We start from the raw sequence: 20,032 nt of genomic DNA on the forward strand, positions 1-20,032 counted from the left end.
ACATATTAAAAGAAATTCATAATGAATGACTGATGGCAGACATGCACTACATGCTTAAATATCAGTCGGAACAGTCAACGATAGAAATTTTATAAATCAATACAAAGGATAGAGATCATGGGTCTTAGAAGTTTTATTAAAAAGCAATTTATTGATGCCATCGAGTGGGATTGGCAAGATGACGATGTATTAATGTGGAAGTTCCCTATGGCGGATAATGAAATCCAAAGTGGTGCTTCATTAACCGTACGTGATGGGCAAGTGGCGGTGTTCATTAACGAAGGTCAAATCGCTGATATCTTTACTGCTGGGCGTTATGAGCTGACAACCGAAACCTTACCGGTTATGACCAACTTAAGAAACTGGCGCATGGGTTTTGATTCTCCATTTAAATCTGATGTGTTGTTCTTCAGCACTCGCCTGCAGCAAGGCCGTAAATGGGGCACAGCGCAGCCAGTGACTGTACGTGATTCAGATTTTGGTATGGTTCGCTTGCGTGCCTTTGGTATGTATTCGTACAAAATTAACGACGTGACTCAGTTCTATCAGACCATTACTGGTATGAATGACGGCTACCGTGCAGAGCAAATCGAACCACAGCTGCGTAACTTAATCGTTTCGGATTTGGCGTCAGGCTTGGGTAAAAGCCAGGTAGCGTTTATTGACTTAGCGGCAAACCAAGGACTGATGGGCGATGAAGTAAAAAAAGAGCTACAGCCTGATTTTGCTAAATATGGTTTATCAATCGAATCGTTTGTGGTCGAAAACGTATCATTGCCAGAAGAGCTACAGAAAACATTGGATAAGCGTATTTCAATGGGTATGATTGGTGATATGGATGCCTATACTCGTTATCAAACGGCCGAAGCGATTCAACATGCCGCCAAAAACGAAGGCGGTATGGCAGGTATCGGTGCCGGTCTAGGCGTTGGTATGAACATGGGTCAGGTGATGAGTGAGGCAATGGCACCTAAAGCTGAGCAACAGCAGCCACAACAAGCCGCACAACAGCAAGCAGCGCCGCAACAAGATGCAGCTGACTTTACAGCGAAACTTAGCCAGCTAAAAGGATTACTTGACCAAGGTCTTATCAGCCAAGCAGATTATGATGAGGCGAAAACGAAGATTCTAACTCAGTTGACTCAATGATAGATAAAAACACCCCAGCTAATAGCGACAAAAAACCAGCGCCCAAGCTGCCCAGTAACTTCAATGTATTGACGTTTACGGCAGCTTGTCCATCTTGTGGTGCGCCGGTAGAATTTGCCTCACCAGGCTCAGTAATGGCGGTATGTGAATATTGCCAGACCACAGTGCTGCGTGAAGGCGATGCGCTCAAAGCTCAAGGCAAGCAGTCGCTAACGATTGAGGATTACTCGCCACTACAAGTCGGTAGTGTGGGTCGTTTTGAATCAAGCGATTTTGCTGTGATTGGTCGTGTCCAGTTGCAGTATGGACAAGGCGTGTGGAACGAGTGGTATGTACAGTTTGCCGATGGACGTAGTGGCTGGTTGTCTGAAGCATTAGGTCAGTATAGTTTAACGATTGGACAGGGTGAGACGAGTCAATTACCCGCTTATGATGATTTGGCGATTAATGATAACGTCAATTTTAAAGACACCGTTTATCAGGTCAATGATAGACGTGAGGCTTATGCTATTGCTGGCGAAGGCGAGCTGCCTTTTGTGGTCGGTGAAGGCTGGCAAACTTGGGTTATTGATGCTCAGTATAAACGTGATTTTATTACCTTAGATTATGCAGAGGAGGGTCCAGACTCTTCTCCTGTGGTGCATCAAGGGCAGGCAATAGAGCTTGGCGCACTGAATATGCAGATGCTTAAAGATGACAGGCAGATTAATGAGCAAGTCAGTCAATCATCTTCTGCAGGATCAGGTGATTCGATTGCGCTTAGCAAAATTGATTGTCCCAATTGTGGTAGCCCGATACCTTATGTGGCAGGCGCCACCGAATATTTAGTGTGCCCAGCTTGTCATAGCGAAAGCAAATTGAGTGGCAGTAAAGCTGAGCTTATTGCCATGCATTCGGCAATGCAGCACTTCGAGAGTAGCTTGCCGCTGGGTGCTAAAGCGCGTATTTCTGCAGCAGATATTATTGATGTTGGTGAATTTGCCATAACTGATACCAAGCGAGCAGAGGCTGATGGCTATCATGATTATGTGGTTATCGGTATTATGCGCTTACAAGAGGTGGGAGAATTCGCCTCTTGGACAGAATATCTGCTATATAGCTTAACAGATGGTTTCTTATGGCTATCTGAGGAGTCTAGCGGCTGGTATGTTGCACGAGTATTAAGTGAAATGCCAGTAGCTGAACGTGGCCAGCTCATCTATAACGATAAGCAGTGGCGCCAAGTGGACTTAGGTTATCGCAATCGTGTTACTTTTGCGATGGGTGCCTTTAACTGGCAAGTTAAGACTGATGACAGCGATTTACTGATTGATTATACCAATGGCGATGAGCTCATTACATCGGAGCAAACTGAGCGTGAAATTACTTACACGCATGCTAAGCCAGTGCCTTATAGCAAGCTTGAGCAGTGGTTTGGTAGCTATCTGAGTCAAAATGATGCAGATTTAGCGCGCCATGGCTTTACTAATGAAGGCAGCCTAAAAGGTATGCTCACTTGGCATGCTATTTTGCAAGTGGCTGTTTGGATTTTGGCTGGTGGTTCACTGATTGTCGGTATTATTGGTGCTATTTTGATTTACATCGTTTATTTTAGGGCAAGTGAATCCGAGAAAAATGACGTCAGTGAAGAGGTTGTTACCAGTCCGTTTAGCTACCATTCAGCGGGCGTAAAAGGCCTTTCTGTGGTCATTATTGTACTGGCACTGATTGTAAGCTTTATGATTGGTGCCGCTTCAAGGCCTGCAGCAACTGGGCCAAATCCAGATGAAGAAGCAGCAACGACACGTGGCGGTGGTGGTCTAATCATCATTCCAGGCGGCTTTGGTGGCGGTAGTAGCAATAGCGGTGGCAGCAGCGGCCGCACGGGCTATAGCTCAGGCGGGTCCCATAAGTAAGGGATAATTCAATCTCCAAAATAAAAAGGGTGAGTCATTAAATGATTCACCCTTTTTTATTAATCGACTTTAATCATTAATTAATCATGGGTATACAGCGCTTATAACGATTTTATTTGAATTCGATTATCATTATTGTCAGTAGACTGATTGCCCATGGTCAACTCCGAAGTAGCTTGTCTTGCAGCAAAACCTTTAGACAGTGTTTGCCGAATTTCAGCCAGTTTATGCTGTCTGTCATCGCGGTAAAATAGGTTAAAGCTTTCAAAAGGAATCATCTTACCATCAGGCTGCGCAAAGTGAATGCAGGACTTTTTTAATGCTCGGATATCTAAGTTTTGAGCATCCATAAACTGTACAATCATAACTCGAAATACGTTATCGTAACTTAAATGCGGCGCATCAATTTTAGGTAAGCAGCACAGTAATTCAGATAAGCAGTCCGCTTGCGATTCTGGGGAATGGTTGGTGCTTAATACTTTAAATAGTTGCTGTTTTGCTTGAGCTTGTACCTCTGGGTTTTGCTCAAATAAGATGGTATTACCACCACCATTCATAATAATATCTGGGGTCAGATAGCGGGTGAGTGGTGCAACGTGAGCTTGTGCAGTATTTGTGGAAGTCTTATTCGGCGTAGATGCATCATCATAAGTCTTCAATGCATAACCCATGGCTAGCGTATCGGGATTACAAGGCACAGGCACGATATCTTGCAAAGTGAAGACAGTCGACTGTTCGGCAATTTTACGGCGCAGCTCTGAGACGGTTAGACGCTGTTTACTGCTATCAAGCATCGCCTCGTCTAATGCTACGCGCCCCGATTCTGAGAGTGGCTGAAAACTCACCCCACGTACGCAGCGATATTGAAGACCATGCTTAATAATATTGCCCAGCTGCGTGTCATTAAGTCCCTTCTTAATGGTGGCAACTAAGGTGGTCGACAGATTATGCTGCTCTAAGTTGGCCAATGCTTGTTGATGAATTTTGGCCAGTTTTGCGCCGCGCAGTGCCTGCATATGGGCATCATCAAGCGAGTCAAATTGAAGATAAATCTCTAATCCTTGGACTTTATTCGGTTGCTGCGCTTTGGGCGTTTTATTGCTAGGGGCCTGCTTGAGGCGATACGCATAGTCAGCAAGCTTTGCCACAAACTCAGGCTCTTTGGCCAATCGAATACCATTGGTATTAATCATAATATGGCGAATAGGCAGCGTCTGCATATAATCCAATATCTCAAACAGCTGCGGGTGCATGGTTGGCTCGCCGCCGGATAATTGCACCACGTCAGGCTCACCCTCACAAGCCACGACAGTATCTAGCATGGCTTTGACGGTATCAAGAGACTTATGTTGATAAGAGAGGTGAGGCAAATTGGCTTCACGGCTCATGCCCGAATCGGCAAAGCATACTGGGCAATCTAGATTACACACATCGGTGATTTCAACAATACTTAGACAAGAGTGCTGCATATGGTCAGGACACAGTCCGCAGTCGTAAGGACAGCCATATTGCATGGGCGTAGCAAAGTATTCAGGCATCTCAGGACGTTTAACATAGACTTCGCGGCAGCTGCGATAATAGTCCACATCATCCATAATAAGCACCCGCTCTTTGCCATGAGTGGGGCACCATTTATCCATATAAACCTGATCATTTTTAAAGATAACCTTGGCTTCTACAGGGTACAAGCAGGTAGCGCAAACGGAGCTTGTGGTATCGTAAAACTCATAAGGGCGATTTTTGCGAGACATAAGCGGAGACTGCCTTAAATAAAAAGATAAAAATAACTGGGTTAAGCGATTAATGGATGATGATAATAAGCATATAGCTTTCTGATATCTCTAATAACCCAAGGGCTATAGACAATTAGCGCTAGTATACACGCCCACTGAATGCCAGATAGGCCGAGCCAATAAGCGTAGGGCACAGGTTTGAAGCCATCTATGAATAAGCGCCATAGCATATAACTGACAAACAATAACTTAAAGCTAAGCCCGCTGACAGGTTTTAATTTGGGGTAGGTCATGTAAAAAAAGAGCAGCATGGTCACAGCCCATAGCATGTCATAAACCTGTGTGGGATGGCGCAATATGCCATCACCGAAATCTATTCCCCACGGTAGGCCAGTGGCTACGCCAAAAGTACCGTCATTAAGTCCTGCCAAAAAACAACCTATTCGGCCGACGATTAAACCTAAACAAAAGGGGATGATAAATAAATCCCCTGTCGAATGTTTGATGCCTGCCAGTTTTTTGGCAATCTCAATACCAATTAGACCACCCATCATGCCGCCGACAATAGTCTGACCGAGCGCTAATGATAACCAGCCAAATTGCGCCCAAGCTTGTGGTACTTCGATTAAGAATAATAGCTTATTGCCGACTGCAGCACCTAAAATACAGCCTAAGGCGACCGCAAAATTGCCTTTAGACAGTAGGCTAGCATGTTGGACGTTAGCTTGTTGAGTATCGATTTTTTGAATAATGGCGGACTGAGTAGTAGGGGTGCTGTGCGATGCGGGTAGGACTTGCTGTTTGGCCTGACTTTTATTTACTTGATGCTTTTTTATGAGACGATAGCTCTGCACACCGACCAATAAAGCAAGCCACTCAAATATAAAATGCAGTATGTGAGCAGTCTGTGGCGATAAAGGCGTATAGGCAAATACCATGCAGCTATCCAGTTTAATAGTGTCAATTGGCCAGTCAAAATTAATGAATCATTAGTTTGGTTCAAATAGAGTGATTACTGATAATGACTTAATTTATGGGCATGTCAGGTTTTAACCACTTAACAAGATTAGACCGAAGCAACTGCCCAGCCCGACCACACCAAATAATGTATAGGCGAGCAAGAATTTGGCTGCTTTCTCATAATATTTGGTCTGTTCAGTTTTTTGCTTACTAACATAACCTATGAGAGCAAACACAATAGCCACTAGCAATAGTATCTGTGCAAGCCCCATTAACCCAACGATTAAAAAAGAGATAATATCACTCATATTTACTCCCTATTAACAATAGGGTTATATTAACGTATTTTAGTGATAATAACAGACCCTTCTCAATGACAGTTATGTTAAACGCATAGGCGCTTTAATGAACCATATTATCAATAACCAACGACTGCTGAATCAACACGTCTAGGATCTGTCGAGCCATATTTGCCCTCAGGCGTCACCATAATCGATTGAGTAGAACCCATTGTAGATTTTGGTGTGATGGTATGTCCCATCGATTTGAGTTTATTGATTGTATCTACATTTAAGGCTTTTTCAATACGAATTTCATCAGGCATCCACTGATCATGGATACGCGGTGCATGAGTGGCTTCAGCGATATTCATATCGTGGTCGATGACGTTTGAGATCACCTGAGTCACTGTGGTAATAATACGGCTACCACCTGGACTGCCCGTAACAATGTATGGCTGACTGTTTTTGAATACAATCGTTGGACTCATTGACGATAAAGGGCGCTTACTAGCGGCAACGGCATTGGCTTCATTACCTAATAACCCATAAGCATTAGCAGTACCCGGCTTAGCCGAGAAGTCATCCATCTCGTTATTTAGCAGAATACCTGTGCCTTCAGCGACCAAGCCCGTGCCGTAAGAGAAGTTTAAAGTATAGGTGTTGGCAACCGCATTACCGTCTTTATCGACGATGGAGAAGTGAGTGGTTTCTTCACTTTCATACGGCATTGGATTGTTAGGTTTGAGTTGGCTTGCTGGTGTGGCTTTATCAGGATTGATTTTAGACCTTAATTGCTGTGCATACGCCTTAGATGTAATGCCAGTCAAAGGCACATCCACAAAGTCTGCATCACCTAAATACTCTGCACGGTCGGCATAAGCTAACTGCATCGCCTCTGACATAAGGTGAATGGTTTGGGCGCTATTGTGGCCGTAATCTTTAAGCGGGTAGCCTTCTAATATATTGAGAATCTGTACGATATGAGCGCCACCAGAGGACGGCGGCGGCATTGAAGCAATCTCATAGCCACGATAGGTACCGCGAACAGGGTCACGCATTACAGCTTTGTAATCTGCAAAATCTTGCATACTCATGATACCGCCTGCGTCATTAACAGCTTTCACGATTTGCTGAGCGGTTTTACCTTGATAGAATCCAGTTGCGCCTTGTGTCGCAATGCGCTTTAAAGATTCGGCAAGCTCAGGCTGATGAAAACGCTCACCAACCTCGTAAGCGCTGCCATCAGGCTTAAAGAAAATCTTAGCACTGCTTGGCCATTTTTTGAGTCTATCTTCTAATGCATTTAATGAATCAGCAAGCCCCGGCGTCACTTCGATACCGTTTTCGGCCAAATCTATCGATGGCGCCATCACTTTGTCAAGCGGCATCGTACCAAACTGCTCAAGAGCGGTGACCAAACCTGCGACTGTGCCTGGTACACCAACGGCCAAGCCATGGAAGCGTGAAAGCTCTGAATCTGCTTCACCATCTGCCCCTAAATACATATCTTTATAGGCTTTAACAGGGGCTTTTTCACGATAATCTAGAGCAACCGTTTTACCTGTTTTGGCATCATAAATCATCATAAAGCCGCCCCCACCAATGTTACCAGCACGTGGTAGCGTGACTGCTAAAGCGAAGCCGACAGCAACTGCAGCATCGACTGCATTACCACCGTCTTTTAAGATTTGCAGGCCAACTTCTGAGGCCAAAGCTTCTTGCGCGGCTACCATGCCATTTTTGGCCCATAATGGATGATGAATAGCATCTGGTGAAAATATGGCAACGTCTGCTGAAGATTGACCTTGCGTCATCGCCTGTTGCTCCGATGTGCTGAGCGCTTTATAAGTTTTGGTTTCAGATATCTCTAATGGCTTTACTTCAGCACTGGCCAGCGTGGTCATCCCCAAGCTTAAACTGATTAAAGTTGTGATGATAAGTCTCTTGTGAGGATGGATTTTTGAATTTGCTTTATTAATAGTCATTTTGTTTTCTCACTTCCTTGTTGAGTGGCCTGCTTGTTGAGTGGCTGGTTTATTAATCATAGTCTTGATTTTGCTTGTTGATTCCTTGTTCTCAATCAATTTCAACAATACATAATATCTAGATATCATGTGCAAGCTCTGGATATTGGGTCGCATCTTTAGCATTTAGTACACGTTCAAGAGGCTCTGTCATATCGCTTCTGGCTTTATCGATTGAATAATTAAAGGACTGGTAAATAGACTGAGTGTTACCATTAAATGCTTTGGCATCCTGCATCAATCCGTTTAGACCCTTTTTCAAAGATATTGATGTCAGTAATAACTGTAGCATTAGAATGGGCTTGTGATGAGGTTGTATTGTTAACGATGGTGAAGATAAGCAGCTGATGGTAATTTTTTTACATCTACATTACCTAAGTTAGCAGCAGCCTATATGTGTAAAGTTATAGCCAGTGACGGTAACAGTTGTTACTAATAAGGTGGATAATAAAAGTTTAGGCTTCTTAAGTTTCAGAGTTATCCTATGTATTTATGTGAATTTTAAATTATTTCAGCGATTAAAGTGTTGTCCTAGCTTCAAGCAAGTGGCCAGCTGATAAGCCGTTTGCGCCACATTAGAGTAAGCGCCTGCCAGTATATTTTCTAATTTATCAAGCTTTTGAATACTAGGTAGAACAACGTCAAATGGTGCGTTATCAAAAACTGGGCTTTCGGTGTGGTTTTGAGCACTCAAGTTACGATCAACGCTTCCACAAATAGCCATAACAGGCAGGCTCGGGTCAATAGCTTTGGCTCGAAATGCTACACCACTGGCGACTTTACCCATAGCAGTTTGAGCATCAAGTTTACCTTCACCGGTAATGACTAAGTCAGCATTCGCTAAGTGCTGGTCTAGTTGAATAGCTTCAGCAATCGTATCAAATCCTGATTTTAATTCGGCTTGGCAGTAAGCCATAAATGCAAAACCTAAGCCACCTGCTGCACCTGCGCCCTCAACCTTGTCACAGTTTGCGTTGATGTTGTGAGCGCCAGTTGAACTAACAGCAACAGATTCTGTCACAGACGCAAAATGAGCCAGCGCTTTATCCAAATGGAGCACGTCATCAGAAGAGGCGCCTTTTTGCGGACCAAACACATGACTTGCGCCAGTAGGGCCACACAGTGGACTGGTCACATCACAAGCCACCGTAATTTTAGCAGTAGACAGTAAGTCTTTTAAACTTGAGAGGTCGATAGTGTGAATATCAATAAGATTTGCACCGCCTGCACTTAACAGATTGCCATTAGCGCCAGATATTTTGACCCCTAACGCTTGTAACATGCCAATACCTGCATCGTTGGTCGCACTACCACCAAGCCCAATAAGCAGTTGCGTGGCGCCTTTGCCAATGGCATTCGCTATCATTTCACCGACACCGTAAGTGGTCGTAATCAATGGATTGCGCTCACTTGGTGTTAATAAGTGCAATCCGCATGCTTCAGCGACTTCAATAATCGCCATACCATCATCAGTTAAAAAGTATTTGGCAGTGATGGGCCGCATCAAAGGGTCATGCACTTTAAGTTGTTGCCACTCGCCGTCTAATACATAGGATAAGACACTTGAAGTACCTTCTCCGCCGTCAGCCAGTGGCAATAAGTGATATTCTGCATTAGGATAAACCTGGCTAAAGCCTTCTTTAATAGCGTTACAGACATCAATAGCGTCTAGGCTTTCTTTAAATGAGTCTGGTGCGATTAGAATATTCATTAAGCGCCTTAGCTTTACAGGTTTATCTATAACAGCAAGTCAGATTACTCAGCTGAACTCTCAGTTTCAGTCGCATCATCCTGACTAGGCTCATCTTCTACAACCTCTTCGTCAAAAGCGGCATCAAGCGCTTGTTGTACCGCTTCAATACGTGCTTGACATACTTTATAAGCGGCGATGGACTGCTCAACTGTATTCATCAGGTTGTCGATGTCGGGCTCATTTGAGTTTTGTAATTCTTCGGCATTGGTTTTTAGAATTTGATAGGCGTCTTTGAATGTTTTTGGGGTCGCTTTTTTACGAGTACGTGTGGCCATAATAGAATCCTTATAATGATAAAAGTTAATATGTTTTGAGAGGGTAGATTAAAAATCAATATAAAAGTGAAGCAGATTGTAGCTTGGGTTTAACTCTGGTCAGTTTCGGTAGAATCCGTATCCGTATCCGCATCTGGATATTTATTGACAGCATAAACCACTGCATTTAACTCACCGTCGCTCATGGCCACTTTAATAAAGTCACCTTTTTCAACGCTAGCGACTGAGTTTAGGTATTTATCTTCTGAGTTTTGAACAAAGGCATAACCTTGGTCAAGCAGGCGGGCAGGGTTTTGAATTAAGACCACTTGCTGATAATAACGCACTTGTTGGGCGGCATCAGAAAGCAGCTTACGACTGCTTTCTTTGGTGGTTTGATGCAGTGCATCAATCGAAGTACTGGCACGTGATAAGTGGCTATAGCTCATTTGCTGAATACGCTGCAAGTTGGATTCGGTTGTCATGCTTGCTTCACGCAATTGAAACTTGGCATGTTGCTCAATGCTATGAAAATGGCGGTCACTTAGATGTTGCCAACGCTGCAGGTTATGGGTGCTTAGACTTTGGATGGATGAGAATTGACGCTCGGTACTTATAGCCGCATGAGTTAACTGTTGTTGGCTAATACGCTGAATGGCATCAGCATAGCCTTGAGTACGCTGCATCAGGCTGGCAAGGTGATTAACGATACCGGCAATCACCTTTGATGGCGTGTCAAAACTGGTATGCGCAATCTCATCTAAAATGACACTGTCACGTTCATGACCGATACCAACCCATACAGGAATAGGCTGTTCGGCAACCAAAGCAGCTAATTCATAATCGTTCAGATAGGCTAGGTCGCCAACTGCACCGCCGCCACGAATAATCACCATGACATCGGGCAGGCAATCGTATTCTTTTTTAAAGGTGAGCATGCCTTTGGTAATGGCGTGACGTATCTCTTTGGGCGCATGATTGCCTTGGAATGTGGCATAATGATAGTGGAAGTGACAAGCACCGGTGCGCTGCAGCGTATCGGCATCGGCTCGGAAGTCGCCAAGTCCAGCAGCCTTTTCGGGCGCAATAACCAACACATGCTCAATATCAAATGGGGTAGGCACTTGCTTGTTTAAGCTGAGTAGGCCTTCAGCGCTAAGTCGTTCCAACATGGCTGCATATTGGCGAGCCAAGTCACCTAAGGTATAACTGGGATCAATGTCATTAATGGTTAATGAAAACCCGTAGAGCGGATGGAAGTTTGCTGTTACATTAAGTAGAACAGTAACGTCACGCTCTAACGCCATACCAGTAGCACGTTCAAACTTAGCCAATACACGTGCCGCTTTAAATCGCCATAAGTTACCTCGGCAACTGGCGATAACTTTGCCATCGTCGTCTTTTTCGGCCAGTTCAAAGTAATAATGCCCGCCCTTGCTGGACAAGTTACGAATCTCCGCTTTAACCCAAACGCTGTGGCTAAAAGTTTCTTTGACCACCAGCTCAACCGCTGCCAGATAATCGCTGAGTCTGAGTACGGTGTTTTCTAACTCATCGGCTACAGGATCAATTAGCTCATCGCTGTCAAATTTTTCGGCATCAAAGCCTGTGTCAGCTGATGGGAGAGAGTCGAGGCGAGATAAGTCTGGCTTAGGCATAGTATCAGTCTGTATCAGAGAGGTGGATTTTATAATTATTATGCTTGTTTAGTAAGCAGAAGGGTATTATAGCCAGTATGACATCAATCTCAACTTTTGGTTGTGGTAAGTTGCCATTATCAATTGATTATATTTGAAGTGAGAAAGGGATAGTTATTCTATGTTAGAAGTGATGAAGCGCGTCAAAAATAGGTAGCCTAATGGTAAACTTTGCAATAAATTTCATCTGCTTTTTCAGTCTGTTATAGAAATAAAAGCCTGAATGTATTACAGTGGATGTATGACAACAACCGATTATATACTCCTCAAAAAAGGACTTTAAAATGATAAATAACTATAACGCCGCCCCGCAAGCCTATAACTTCCCTCTTACCATTAAGCAGTTATTAAACCGCTCAAAAGTCACCTCTCAGAATGAAGAAATTGTTTATGCGGATAAAAAACGCATGACCTATAGCGAGCTGTTTACGCGTATTGCGAAGCTTGCAAATGTATTGGATGGTCTAAATCTTGAGAAAGGCGACGTGATTGCGGTTATGGACTGGGACAGTCACCGCTTTTTGGAATCTTACTTTGCGATTCCGATGTCGCAGTATGTGCTACAGACCGTTAATATTCGATTGTCCCCAGAGAAAGTGCTGTACACCATCAACCATGCCAAGCCGAAAGTGTTACTGCTAAACTCTGAGTTTGCGCCGATGGTGAAGGATTATCAGTTTGAGAACTCATCTATTGAGCATATCATTTGGCTTGATGACAATGGCACCAGCAGTGAGGGGGTGTTTGGTATCAATCAGGAGCGTTTGCTTGGTGAATATGAAGCGCTGCTTGCCGATGCCAGTGATGAGTTTGAGTTTCAAGACTTTGATGAAAATACCATCGCGACTACTTTTTATACATCTGGTACCACAGGTAATCCAAAAGGTGTTTTCTTTAGTCACCGTCAGTTGGTGTTGCATGCATTAGCAGAAGCGGCAACTTTGGGTGTATTGCCACAGAAGCAAGGCTTAGTACTTGGTGATGTGTATATGCCGATGACGCCGATGTTCCATGTGCTGGCGTGGGGTTTTCCTTATACCGCAACCATGCTCGGTATGAAGCAGGTTTATCCGGGTCGTTATGCGCCTGATGTGATGCTTAAGCTAATTGAAACCGAAAAGGTGAGTATTACTCACTGTGTACCGACGATTTTGCAGATGCTACTTAAGCAAGCTGATGCAGAAGGCAAGCGCTTTAATGGTCTAAAGATGATTATTGGTGGGTCACGCTTATCTGAGGGCTTGGCACAAACGGCGTTATCGGCAGGTATCGAGGTTTATACTGGTTATGGCATGTCAGAGACTGCACCGCTGATAAGTTTGACTGAATTTAGATCAGATGATCCAGAGCTGAGCCTTGAGGAAGATGCCAAACGCCGCAGCTTGACTGGTAAGCCTGTGATTATGGTAGAAGCCAAAATTTGGGATGGCGACGGTAATGCTCTGCCACAAGACGGTAAGCAAACCGGCGAGCTTGTGTTACGTGCGCCTTGGCTCACTCAAAGCTACTTCAAAAATGCCGATGCCGGTGATGAGCTATGGGTCGGCAGCTATATGCATACTGAAGATATTGCGTTTATGACCGAAGATGGCACGTTAAAAATCACCGACCGTCTAAAAGATGTGATTAAGTCGGGTGGTGAATGGATATCTTCCTTAGAGATTGAGACCATTTTATCCTTGCATCCTGCAGTCGCTGATGTGGCAGTGATTGGTGTACGTAATGAGAAGTGGGGCGAGCGTCCACTGGCGGCAATTGTGTTGAAGCCTAACTGTCAGGATGTGACGGTTGAGGATATCAAAGCCATTGCCGAAAAAGCTGCTGAAAAAGGCATGATTCCTAAGTATGGTGTGCCAGAGCAGTATAAGATTGTTGATGATTTACCTAAAACATCGGTCGGTAAGCATGATAAAAAGCTGATGCGTGAGATGTTCGCGGGTCAAACGACTATTTAAGGTTTTTTTAAATTCAACTGGCTTTATTAAGCTGATGTTTGAACCCTTGAGTAATATTTATAAGCCGTGGTAGTGATGCTGCGGCTTTTTGTATAAAAGCCAATATGCTAGTATAGCCCCCTATTAAAAATGTGTCTGATAATGGGCAGTTATCACATTCAGAGAGGTTATGAGAAGTTAAATAACCTCATTATTAAGTCGTAAATTTATTCAAACAATCATCAGTTTTATCCTTTAATACAAATAAAGCTATTTAAACTGGGGCAAATATTCACATGCAAACTAATAACAAAAGTTCAGTAGCCAAGGGCAAAGAGGCTACTGATATCGCGGTGTCATCGCAGTCATCTGCATCTATCACAGAGCAGGAAGTATTGTTTGAGCTGATTCCTATTAAAGATGACTTACAGATAGGTCTGATTACTCTAAACCGTGAAAAATCATTGAATGCGCTGACCACCCAGATGTGTCAGCTGATGAGTGAGCAACTGGCGTTATGGGAGAATAAGCAAGATTTGGTTGCAGTTGTAGTGCGCGGGGCAGGCGAGCGTGCCTTATGTGCGGGCGGCGATATTCGCCAATTGTATCAAGCACGCCAGCAATGGGACGGTGAGGGCATTGCACCGCCTGAAGCAGTGGCCTTCTTTGCCAATGAGTACCATCTTGATACCCAAATGCATGAGTATTATAAGCCAATTATCATTTGGGGTAGTGGTATTGTGATGGGCGGCGGTATGGGCATACTGAGCAGCAGTAGCCACCGTATTGTGACTGAGACTACCCGCGCTGCCATGCCAGAGGTGAATATTGGGCTGTTCCCTGATGCGACAGGCAGCTGGTTTTTACAAAGATTCCCAGCCAAGACCGGTTTGTTTATGGGATTAACCGGTGCGGATGCCAATGCTAATGATGCTTTACTGTGTAACTTGGCTGACTTTAAAGCCAGCAGCCAAGATTTTGATGTCATGCTACGCTGTTTGTGCGAAGCTGACTGGAGTAGTGCGCTTGCTGAGAAGAATATAAAAAATCTAAGAGCTAAGCTGCATAATGTTGCCACAAATACTCTAAATAAATTTAGCATCGAATCTAGCAAAAGCATCGAGTTTGCACCAAGCAATGTCGCAAAGTTTATGCCCTCAATTCAGCGGCTAATGAATTATGGTGGCCTAGATAAAATTGATGCTATTTTGCAATCAGACAGTGAGCTTGAGAAATTTTTCCCTAAATGCGCCGATAGCGATTGGTTTAAAGCAGCAGTCGGTAATTACCGTTACGGCTGTCCCGTAACCAAAGCAATTACTTATGAGATGTATCAGCGTGCGCATAATTTATCACTATCAGAGGTCATGGCATTAGAGGCCAATGTGGCACTGCATTGTGTGATCTATCCTGATTTCAGTGAAGGGGTGCGTGCGTTATTAATTGATAAAGATCGAAACCCACAGTGGAGCCGAACGCTCGATGAATGTTTAGATAGTGAAGGGCAGGCGTATATTCGAGGACACTTCGAAGATTTAGAGTAGGTCTAATACTTGTTGGTTGAAAAAGGGAATAGTAAATTTACTATTCTCTTTTTTGTTGTGAATCGAATGGTTAAATTTAAACAATATTTACTGAATATCTAGCAGAAACGACGTTGCAAATAAAGTTTGGTCAAAAGATATGGTTTTGTATTTTATACTAACCAAAAAGCTACTAAGCATTCCGTCGAAGTGATTAGAAATCTGATATCTTAAAGGTGTCGTCGTTAAAGGTTTGAACAACGATTGGTATAACTGTTAATATATAATCTAAGAGGTTCGAGAACAAAAACACAATAATTTAATTTGGAGATAATAATGATTACTCATGTCCCTGACGTCACCTTTAAAACCCGTGTTCGTGATGAGTCTATCGGTGGAGAAAACCCATTCAAATGGTATGACTTAACCACAGATGAGCTATTTGCTAATAAAAAAGTAGTGGTATTCTCATTACCTGGCGCATTCACCCCAACCTGTTCAACCAGCCATTTACCCCGCTACGAAGAGCTTTATGATGAGTTCAAAGCGCTAGGCGTGGACGAAGTGGTTTGTGTATCAGTAAACGATGCGTTCGTTATGTATCAGTGGGGACTAAAACAAGGCCGTGAAAAAGTATTCTTACTACCTGACGGCAATGGCGAGTTCACTCGTAAAATGGGTATGTTAGTTGATAAGAGCAACCTAGGCTTTGGCATGCGCTCATGGCGTTATTCGATGGTTGTCGATAACAAAGAAATCAAGAAAATGTTTGTTGAGCCAGGTTACGGCGACAACTGCCCAACCGATCCGTTCGAAGTGTCTGATGCTGATACTATATTAGAGTATCTAAAAAGTCAGAAGTAATGAGGCTAATAAGTGCTTAAATGGCTTAGCCATTAAGTTTTAATACTGATTGTTTTAATAATTCTGCAAACTGCATCGCTTTCATATGAGAGCGGTGCAGTTTTTTTATGATGGATGGTTTTAGGACAATTATTGCAAAAAAGTTTAGGGCGTGTGGAACATTCGACCATGGCACTGGCGGCGACTATTTTTTAGTCAATATGCAGTGAAATTTTTGACGCTTAGTCATTCTAAGTTAGACAATTTCGCAATATTTTGGTAAAAAAGAGTCCCGCCCCTGAGAACGGATTAAGCAAAGCACTGCTTTGCCCGTTCGCAAGGCGAGAGCTGTGCTCGAGTGAGGCTGATGCTAAAATCGCCCCAGACGTTGTTGCAAACCTAGTCAAGGTCTAGACATTAACTACGGTTTACGCCTAGTCTGAAACAATTTTAGATATCAGCAGTGCTAATTTGCGAATGTTCCACACGCCCTAAGCTAAACCGTGTTTATACTCAAAAATACGTAACAATTTAATTATCAACGTCTAATACTAACGATGTCTAATATAACTCACGATGTTTGATATAATATTAAGCTGTTTTTTTAGAGGAAGTAAAGGCCCATGCTTCGTTTTATTGCATGTCATAGCACCCTAATTATGCCACTGTGTGCTGTCGTGGGCTTTATCTCACCTGAACTATCCAATAGGGTCTTGGCTTATTTGCCAGAAGTACTGTTCTTTTTAATGTTTTTTACCTTACTAGGTATCGATCAAGGCGCATTATTGAAGCGTATCATTAGCCGTTATGTTTGGGTTTTTGCTGTACTGCAAAGTGCTGGCTTGACTCTATTATTAGTCTCTATTGCTTATCTGATCGGTGTACATGGTGATTTGCTACTGGTCATAGCAGGGTTAGCGGCCACTGCGCCTTTGTTTGGGAGTGGTGCGCTGGTTAATGCGGTGGGCTTTGATGCGCTATTAGCTATGGCTAAAACCATTGCTGCTACTTTGGTGATGCCGGTTACCTTACTGGCAGTGCTATGGCTATTGGGTGATACAGACGCCCATTTGGATCTGGTAACTTACTTCAAGCGCTTGGTGATATATATCGTAATGCCTATACTGCTTGCAGTAGTGGCACGCCGTCTTATTGCACCAGCTACTTTGGCGCGCTATTATCCAAAAATAGCTCAGTTTAATATTTTGCTGCTGCTTTTATTTCCACTAGGTCTCATGGCAGGGTTTCGTCAGACATTTGATAACAATCCTTGGGAGGCGCTGTCATTATTGATGTTAAGCTCGGTTTTGGCACTGTTCTTCTATTTTAGTGCCTATTTTGTCTATCGACGTTTTGGCTATGAAAACGCCATTGTGGCGGCAGTAGTGTGCGGTGGTCGTAATGTATTGCTTGCTTATACCATCACTGTTCCGTTCATGGGTGCATTGTTTTTACCACTATTGGGTGCGTATCAGTTACCTGCGTTTTGTTTGCCGTTATTGGGCAAGTATATGGTCAAGCGCCATCGCCTCAAGTAAGGGAGTAGTAGGGTAGAGGCTGATGTCATGTTGTTCTTTAATACTGCGTACCATGTGCTTGATGATTTCATTTGGTCACTTAGGTGAGCATACATTCGCTCTAGCGGCGCCAATAAACCTTAATAACTACCTCTGAGCGTGTCAGCCCCAATCTTGACTGTAATAGTCGGCGTAACTGCTTGGTGGTGCTGGCTTCAAGAGCACCCCATACTCGGTGTATATGTGTGGGGTTTTCATTTAAATAATCTGCCAAATAGGCGTCAATACGTCTAGCCAATGTCTCAAAATCCTCCTCATTCGTCTTAAGTGGCAAGATAATAGGTCTAGCGGTTAGAGTGTCGCTGAGGTCAGCTTGCTCAAGGTAATCTTGATCTGCCGGGTCTTGCGTAGTACAAATAATCAGCGGCGGTGTGGGATGTGCCCAAAGCTCTAATAATCTCGCTACTGTGGGTATTGAGGTTTCATCAGCAATCAATAGACAGCGCGTTGGCACGTTATCGTCACTGACTTTTGCATCAGTTGTTGAAAGGGTGTTTGTGCCACTATCAAGCACACCCAGATGAGTCAGTTTCTCTGGGATCTCACGTTTGGTTTTGATGATGTCTCCTGCTTGTAGTCCCATCGCCCAGTTTCCGCCTGGCGTATCACCATGAATAAAAATATCAATCCATGCCAATGATTTACTAGAGTCGCTCTCGTTTTGGTATGCCTTACGCAAGGTGTAATAACAGTGTTGGCGAACTTTAGCTTTTTTATTCGCAGTGTCTTTTGTGGTTGCAGACTGGTCGGATGTGACTGCCGAATGCTCAATATCTACAGTATCGGTATTCGCAGTAATAGTGCGGTTAGTTACCGGTTCAAATGAAACAGGGTCAAAAGTCGCTAAATCAAATAAGTAGGCATACCCAGCCTCTTGAATTGGCACCGTATCTACTAGCTGTGGCTGATGGTGAGGGTCATCATGCTGCTCGTCCTGCTGCTTGTTTTCAAGAGGTTGTGATAATGGGCGTATGACCAAGCGCAGCATATTCTTAGTCACATAATAGCGCTCTTTTACCTCAAAGTACTTATCGGTTAGTTTGATGGTCTGTTTGCCAATTCGTTTATCTGCTTTTTGTTTAAGCAGCAAAAATTGTAGCTGTAACTCCTCTATGCGCTCGATAGGGGAGTCAAAGGCAATAAAATAACAAAGCTTTGCTGAGGTATCGGTGGCTAGCTGTGCCTGAATATCAAATCCTTGCTGATAGATTTGAATCAACTCTATCTGAGCGTCTTGCAGCTGTGATGGTTGTAGCTGATGGAACACACGTATTAAGTCAGACAAATCTTCAGTATGCTCTTCATTAATATGATTGAGGATATGCTGTGCTTCGGGATGATTAATAGGCGTCAGTGAGTGATGATGAACATCTGAAAGTGTGCTTGGGGAATTGATGGTTTTGGACATACAATCTCTCGATAAGCGTGTGTGTGGAGTCGTCTGTTATTTGGTTAATTATAATAGATAATGATTATCATTACTATAGAGCATTACTATAGAGCTCAGTACTAGGGACTCCATAATAATGAGAATTGTTTTTATTATCATTCATAATGTATAATACATCGATTAGATGAATATATCTCGTATCGCTTTATTTCTGCTCACTTTATTTTATATACGGCAATTCTATGTTACAAGCCCAACAGCTTTCTATTACTCGGCAAGGCAATACCTTATTAGACGATATTCATTGTCAGATTGTTCCCAATCAATTGGTGACATTAGTTGGACATAATGGGTCGGGAAAAACCACTTTAATTAAAGCGTTGGCCGGTGAGATGTCACCTAGTGCAGGGTCATTAAGTTTGGATGATATGCCGCTTAGTGCTTATGGGAATAAGGATTTAGCAAAAAAGCTGGCTTATTTGCCGCAGCAATTGCCTGATGCCGCCTCTTTTACTGTCAGTGAGCTTGTGATGTTAGGGCGCTATCCGCATCAAAAGTGGCTGCAAAAACCTAGCAAAACAGACCGTGACAAAGTCAATGAAGCGATGCGCTTAACTCAAGTTAGTCCCTTTGCTGATCGTATTGTCTCTACCTTATCAGGCGGTGAGCGGGCACGGGTATGGTTAGCGATGTGTTTGGCTCAAGATACACAGTATTTATTATTGGATGAGCCACTGGCGGCATTGGATATTCGCTATCAGGTAGAGGTGATGGCGCTGATCAGAGATCTGGTGAATGCACAAGGCTTAGGTGTGGTTATGATTGTGCATGATATTAATCTTGCTGCTCAATATGCGGATCGTATCATCGCACTCAAAGCAGGTCATATATGCCACGATGATACAGTGGTCAATATCATGCAGCCCCACGTGCTAAAAGATATCTTTAATGTGGATATGCAGCTATTAACCCATCCAGTTAATGGTCAACCTGTGGCAGTGGTGTAGTATGAAAGTCCC

Annotated in this window: 16 protein-coding genes; 7 read left to right on the plus strand and 9 right to left on the minus strand. The window is 43.5% G+C overall.

The window, feature by feature from the left end; all coding sequences use genetic code 11:
- The first annotated feature begins 117 nt into the window (after positions 1 to 117).
- Both AC2SLO_RS07035 and AC2SLO_RS07040 read left to right on the plus strand, forming a co-directional pair.
- On the plus strand, positions 118 to 1,149 hold the full coding sequence (locus tag AC2SLO_RS07035; protein ID WP_486541261.1) for an SPFH domain-containing protein: 1,032 nt from the start codon (positions 118 to 120) through the stop codon (positions 1,147 to 1,149).
- Positions 1,146 to 3,044 (plus strand): DUF4178 domain-containing protein, encoded by a 1,899-nt coding sequence (locus AC2SLO_RS07040; protein ID WP_486541259.1) that lies wholly within the window; start codon positions 1,146 to 1,148, stop codon positions 3,042 to 3,044. The genes AC2SLO_RS07035 and AC2SLO_RS07040 overlap by 4 nt, the downstream gene beginning before the upstream one ends.
- Positions 3,045 to 3,145: 101 nt before the next feature.
- On the opposite strand, the gene AC2SLO_RS07045 is transcribed toward AC2SLO_RS07040, so the two are convergent.
- The 8 genes from AC2SLO_RS07045 to xseA form a co-directional block, all read right to left on the minus strand.
- The gene (locus tag AC2SLO_RS07045; RefSeq protein ID WP_486541257.1) at positions 3,146 to 4,795 is read right to left on the minus strand and encodes a radical SAM protein; all 1,650 of its coding nucleotides are present in this window, start codon (positions 4,793 to 4,795) and stop codon (positions 3,146 to 3,148) included.
- 41 nt (positions 4,796 to 4,836) lie between these two features.
- Positions 4,837 to 5,715, minus strand: a complete 879-nt coding sequence (locus tag AC2SLO_RS07050) for a prolipoprotein diacylglyceryl transferase (protein WP_486541255.1) — start codon at positions 5,713 to 5,715, stop codon at positions 4,837 to 4,839.
- A gap of 111 nt (positions 5,716 to 5,826) precedes the next feature.
- A complete protein-coding gene (locus AC2SLO_RS07055) occupies positions 5,827 to 6,045 on the minus strand; it encodes a hypothetical protein (protein ID WP_486541253.1) in 219 nt (72 codons plus the stop codon).
- 110 nt (positions 6,046 to 6,155) lie between these two features.
- Positions 6,156 to 7,922: a gamma-glutamyltransferase gene (ggt, locus tag AC2SLO_RS07060; protein WP_486541411.1), complete on the minus strand. Its 1,767-nt coding sequence runs from the start codon at positions 7,920 to 7,922 to the stop codon at positions 6,156 to 6,158.
- A 199-nt stretch (positions 7,923 to 8,121) separates the two neighbouring features.
- Entirely contained in the window at positions 8,122 to 8,334 is a 213-nt protein-coding gene (locus AC2SLO_RS07065) for a hypothetical protein (RefSeq protein ID WP_486541251.1), read from the minus strand.
- 219 nt (positions 8,335 to 8,553) lie between these two features.
- Entirely contained in the window at positions 8,554 to 9,753 is a 1,200-nt protein-coding gene (locus tag AC2SLO_RS07070) for a glycerate kinase (protein WP_486541249.1), read from the minus strand.
- 44 nt (positions 9,754 to 9,797) lie between these two features.
- Positions 9,798 to 10,070, minus strand: coding sequence for an exodeoxyribonuclease VII small subunit (xseB, locus tag AC2SLO_RS07075; RefSeq protein WP_486541247.1), 273 nt, complete (start codon positions 10,068 to 10,070; stop codon positions 9,798 to 9,800).
- 89 nt (positions 10,071 to 10,159) lie between these two features.
- Positions 10,160 to 11,707: an exodeoxyribonuclease VII large subunit gene (xseA, locus tag AC2SLO_RS07080; protein WP_486541245.1), complete on the minus strand. Its 1,548-nt coding sequence runs from the start codon at positions 11,705 to 11,707 to the stop codon at positions 10,160 to 10,162.
- Positions 11,708 to 12,030: 323 nt separating this feature from the next.
- Here xseA and AC2SLO_RS07085 point away from each other — a divergent pair, with 323 nt between their 5' ends.
- The 4 genes from AC2SLO_RS07085 (at position 12,031) to AC2SLO_RS07100 (ending at position 17,584) form a co-directional block, all read left to right on the plus strand.
- Positions 12,031 to 13,701, plus strand: a complete 1,671-nt coding sequence (locus AC2SLO_RS07085) for a fatty acid--CoA ligase (RefSeq protein WP_486541243.1) — start codon at positions 12,031 to 12,033, stop codon at positions 13,699 to 13,701.
- A gap of 275 nt (positions 13,702 to 13,976) precedes the next feature.
- Positions 13,977 to 15,224: an enoyl-CoA hydratase/isomerase family protein gene (locus AC2SLO_RS07090; protein ID WP_486541241.1), complete on the plus strand. Its 1,248-nt coding sequence runs from the start codon at positions 13,977 to 13,979 to the stop codon at positions 15,222 to 15,224.
- A 315-nt stretch (positions 15,225 to 15,539) separates the two neighbouring features.
- On the plus strand, positions 15,540 to 16,067 hold the full coding sequence (locus tag AC2SLO_RS07095; protein WP_486541239.1) for a peroxiredoxin: 528 nt from the start codon (positions 15,540 to 15,542) through the stop codon (positions 16,065 to 16,067).
- A 602-nt stretch (positions 16,068 to 16,669) separates the two neighbouring features.
- Complete coding sequence (locus AC2SLO_RS07100) at positions 16,670 to 17,584, plus strand: lantibiotic ABC transporter permease (RefSeq protein ID WP_486541237.1); 915 nt, start codon at positions 16,670 to 16,672, stop codon at positions 17,582 to 17,584.
- 100 nt (positions 17,585 to 17,684) lie between these two features.
- Here AC2SLO_RS07100 and AC2SLO_RS07105 read toward each other — a convergent pair whose 3' ends face one another.
- Positions 17,685 to 19,031, minus strand: a complete 1,347-nt coding sequence (locus tag AC2SLO_RS07105) for an SIP domain-containing protein (protein ID WP_486541235.1) — start codon at positions 19,029 to 19,031, stop codon at positions 17,685 to 17,687.
- A gap of 224 nt (positions 19,032 to 19,255) precedes the next feature.
- On the opposite strand from AC2SLO_RS07105, the gene AC2SLO_RS07110 reads away from it, so the two are divergent.
- Complete coding sequence (locus AC2SLO_RS07110; protein WP_486541233.1) at positions 19,256 to 20,020, plus strand: ABC transporter ATP-binding protein; 765 nt, start codon at positions 19,256 to 19,258, stop codon at positions 20,018 to 20,020.
- Positions 20,021 to 20,032 lie beyond the last annotated feature (12 nt).

It is taken from the genome of Psychrobacter sp. CX14 (assembly GCF_057396205.2).

Excerpts from the sequence above, each read along its gene's own strand:
- AC2SLO_RS07035 (WP_486541261.1), top strand. The coding sequence starts at position 118 with ATGGGTCTTAGAAGTTTTATTAAAAAGCAATTTATTGATGCCATCGAG.
- AC2SLO_RS07040 (WP_486541259.1), top strand. The coding sequence starts at position 1,146 with ATGATAGATAAAAACACCCCAGCTAATAGCGACAAAAAACCAGCGCCC.
- AC2SLO_RS07045 (WP_486541257.1), bottom strand. The coding sequence starts at position 4,795 with ATGTCTCGCAAAAATCGCCCTTATGAGTTTTACGATACCACAAGCTCC.
- AC2SLO_RS07050 (WP_486541255.1), bottom strand. The coding sequence starts at position 5,715 with ATGGTATTTGCCTATACGCCTTTATCGCCACAGACTGCTCACATACTG.
- AC2SLO_RS07055 (WP_486541253.1), bottom strand. The coding sequence starts at position 6,045 with ATGAGTGATATTATCTCTTTTTTAATCGTTGGGTTAATGGGGCTTGCA.
- ggt (WP_486541411.1), bottom strand. The coding sequence starts at position 7,922 with ATGACCACGCTGGCCAGTGCTGAAGTAAAGCCATTAGAGATATCTGAA.
- AC2SLO_RS07065 (WP_486541251.1), bottom strand. The coding sequence starts at position 8,334 with ATGCTACAGTTATTACTGACATCAATATCTTTGAAAAAGGGTCTAAAC.
- AC2SLO_RS07070 (WP_486541249.1), bottom strand. The coding sequence starts at position 9,753 with ATGAATATTCTAATCGCACCAGACTCATTTAAAGAAAGCCTAGACGCT.
- xseB (WP_486541247.1), bottom strand. The coding sequence starts at position 10,070 with ATGGCCACACGTACTCGTAAAAAAGCGACCCCAAAAACATTCAAAGAC.
- xseA (WP_486541245.1), bottom strand. The coding sequence starts at position 11,707 with ATGCCTAAGCCAGACTTATCTCGCCTCGACTCTCTCCCATCAGCTGAC.
- AC2SLO_RS07085 (WP_486541243.1), top strand. The coding sequence starts at position 12,031 with ATGATAAATAACTATAACGCCGCCCCGCAAGCCTATAACTTCCCTCTT.
- AC2SLO_RS07090 (WP_486541241.1), top strand. The coding sequence starts at position 13,977 with ATGCAAACTAATAACAAAAGTTCAGTAGCCAAGGGCAAAGAGGCTACT.
- AC2SLO_RS07095 (WP_486541239.1), top strand. The coding sequence starts at position 15,540 with ATGATTACTCATGTCCCTGACGTCACCTTTAAAACCCGTGTTCGTGAT.
- AC2SLO_RS07100 (WP_486541237.1), top strand. The coding sequence starts at position 16,670 with ATGCTTCGTTTTATTGCATGTCATAGCACCCTAATTATGCCACTGTGT.
- AC2SLO_RS07105 (WP_486541235.1), bottom strand. The coding sequence starts at position 19,031 with ATGTCCAAAACCATCAATTCCCCAAGCACACTTTCAGATGTTCATCAT.
- AC2SLO_RS07110 (WP_486541233.1), top strand. The coding sequence starts at position 19,256 with ATGTTACAAGCCCAACAGCTTTCTATTACTCGGCAAGGCAATACCTTA.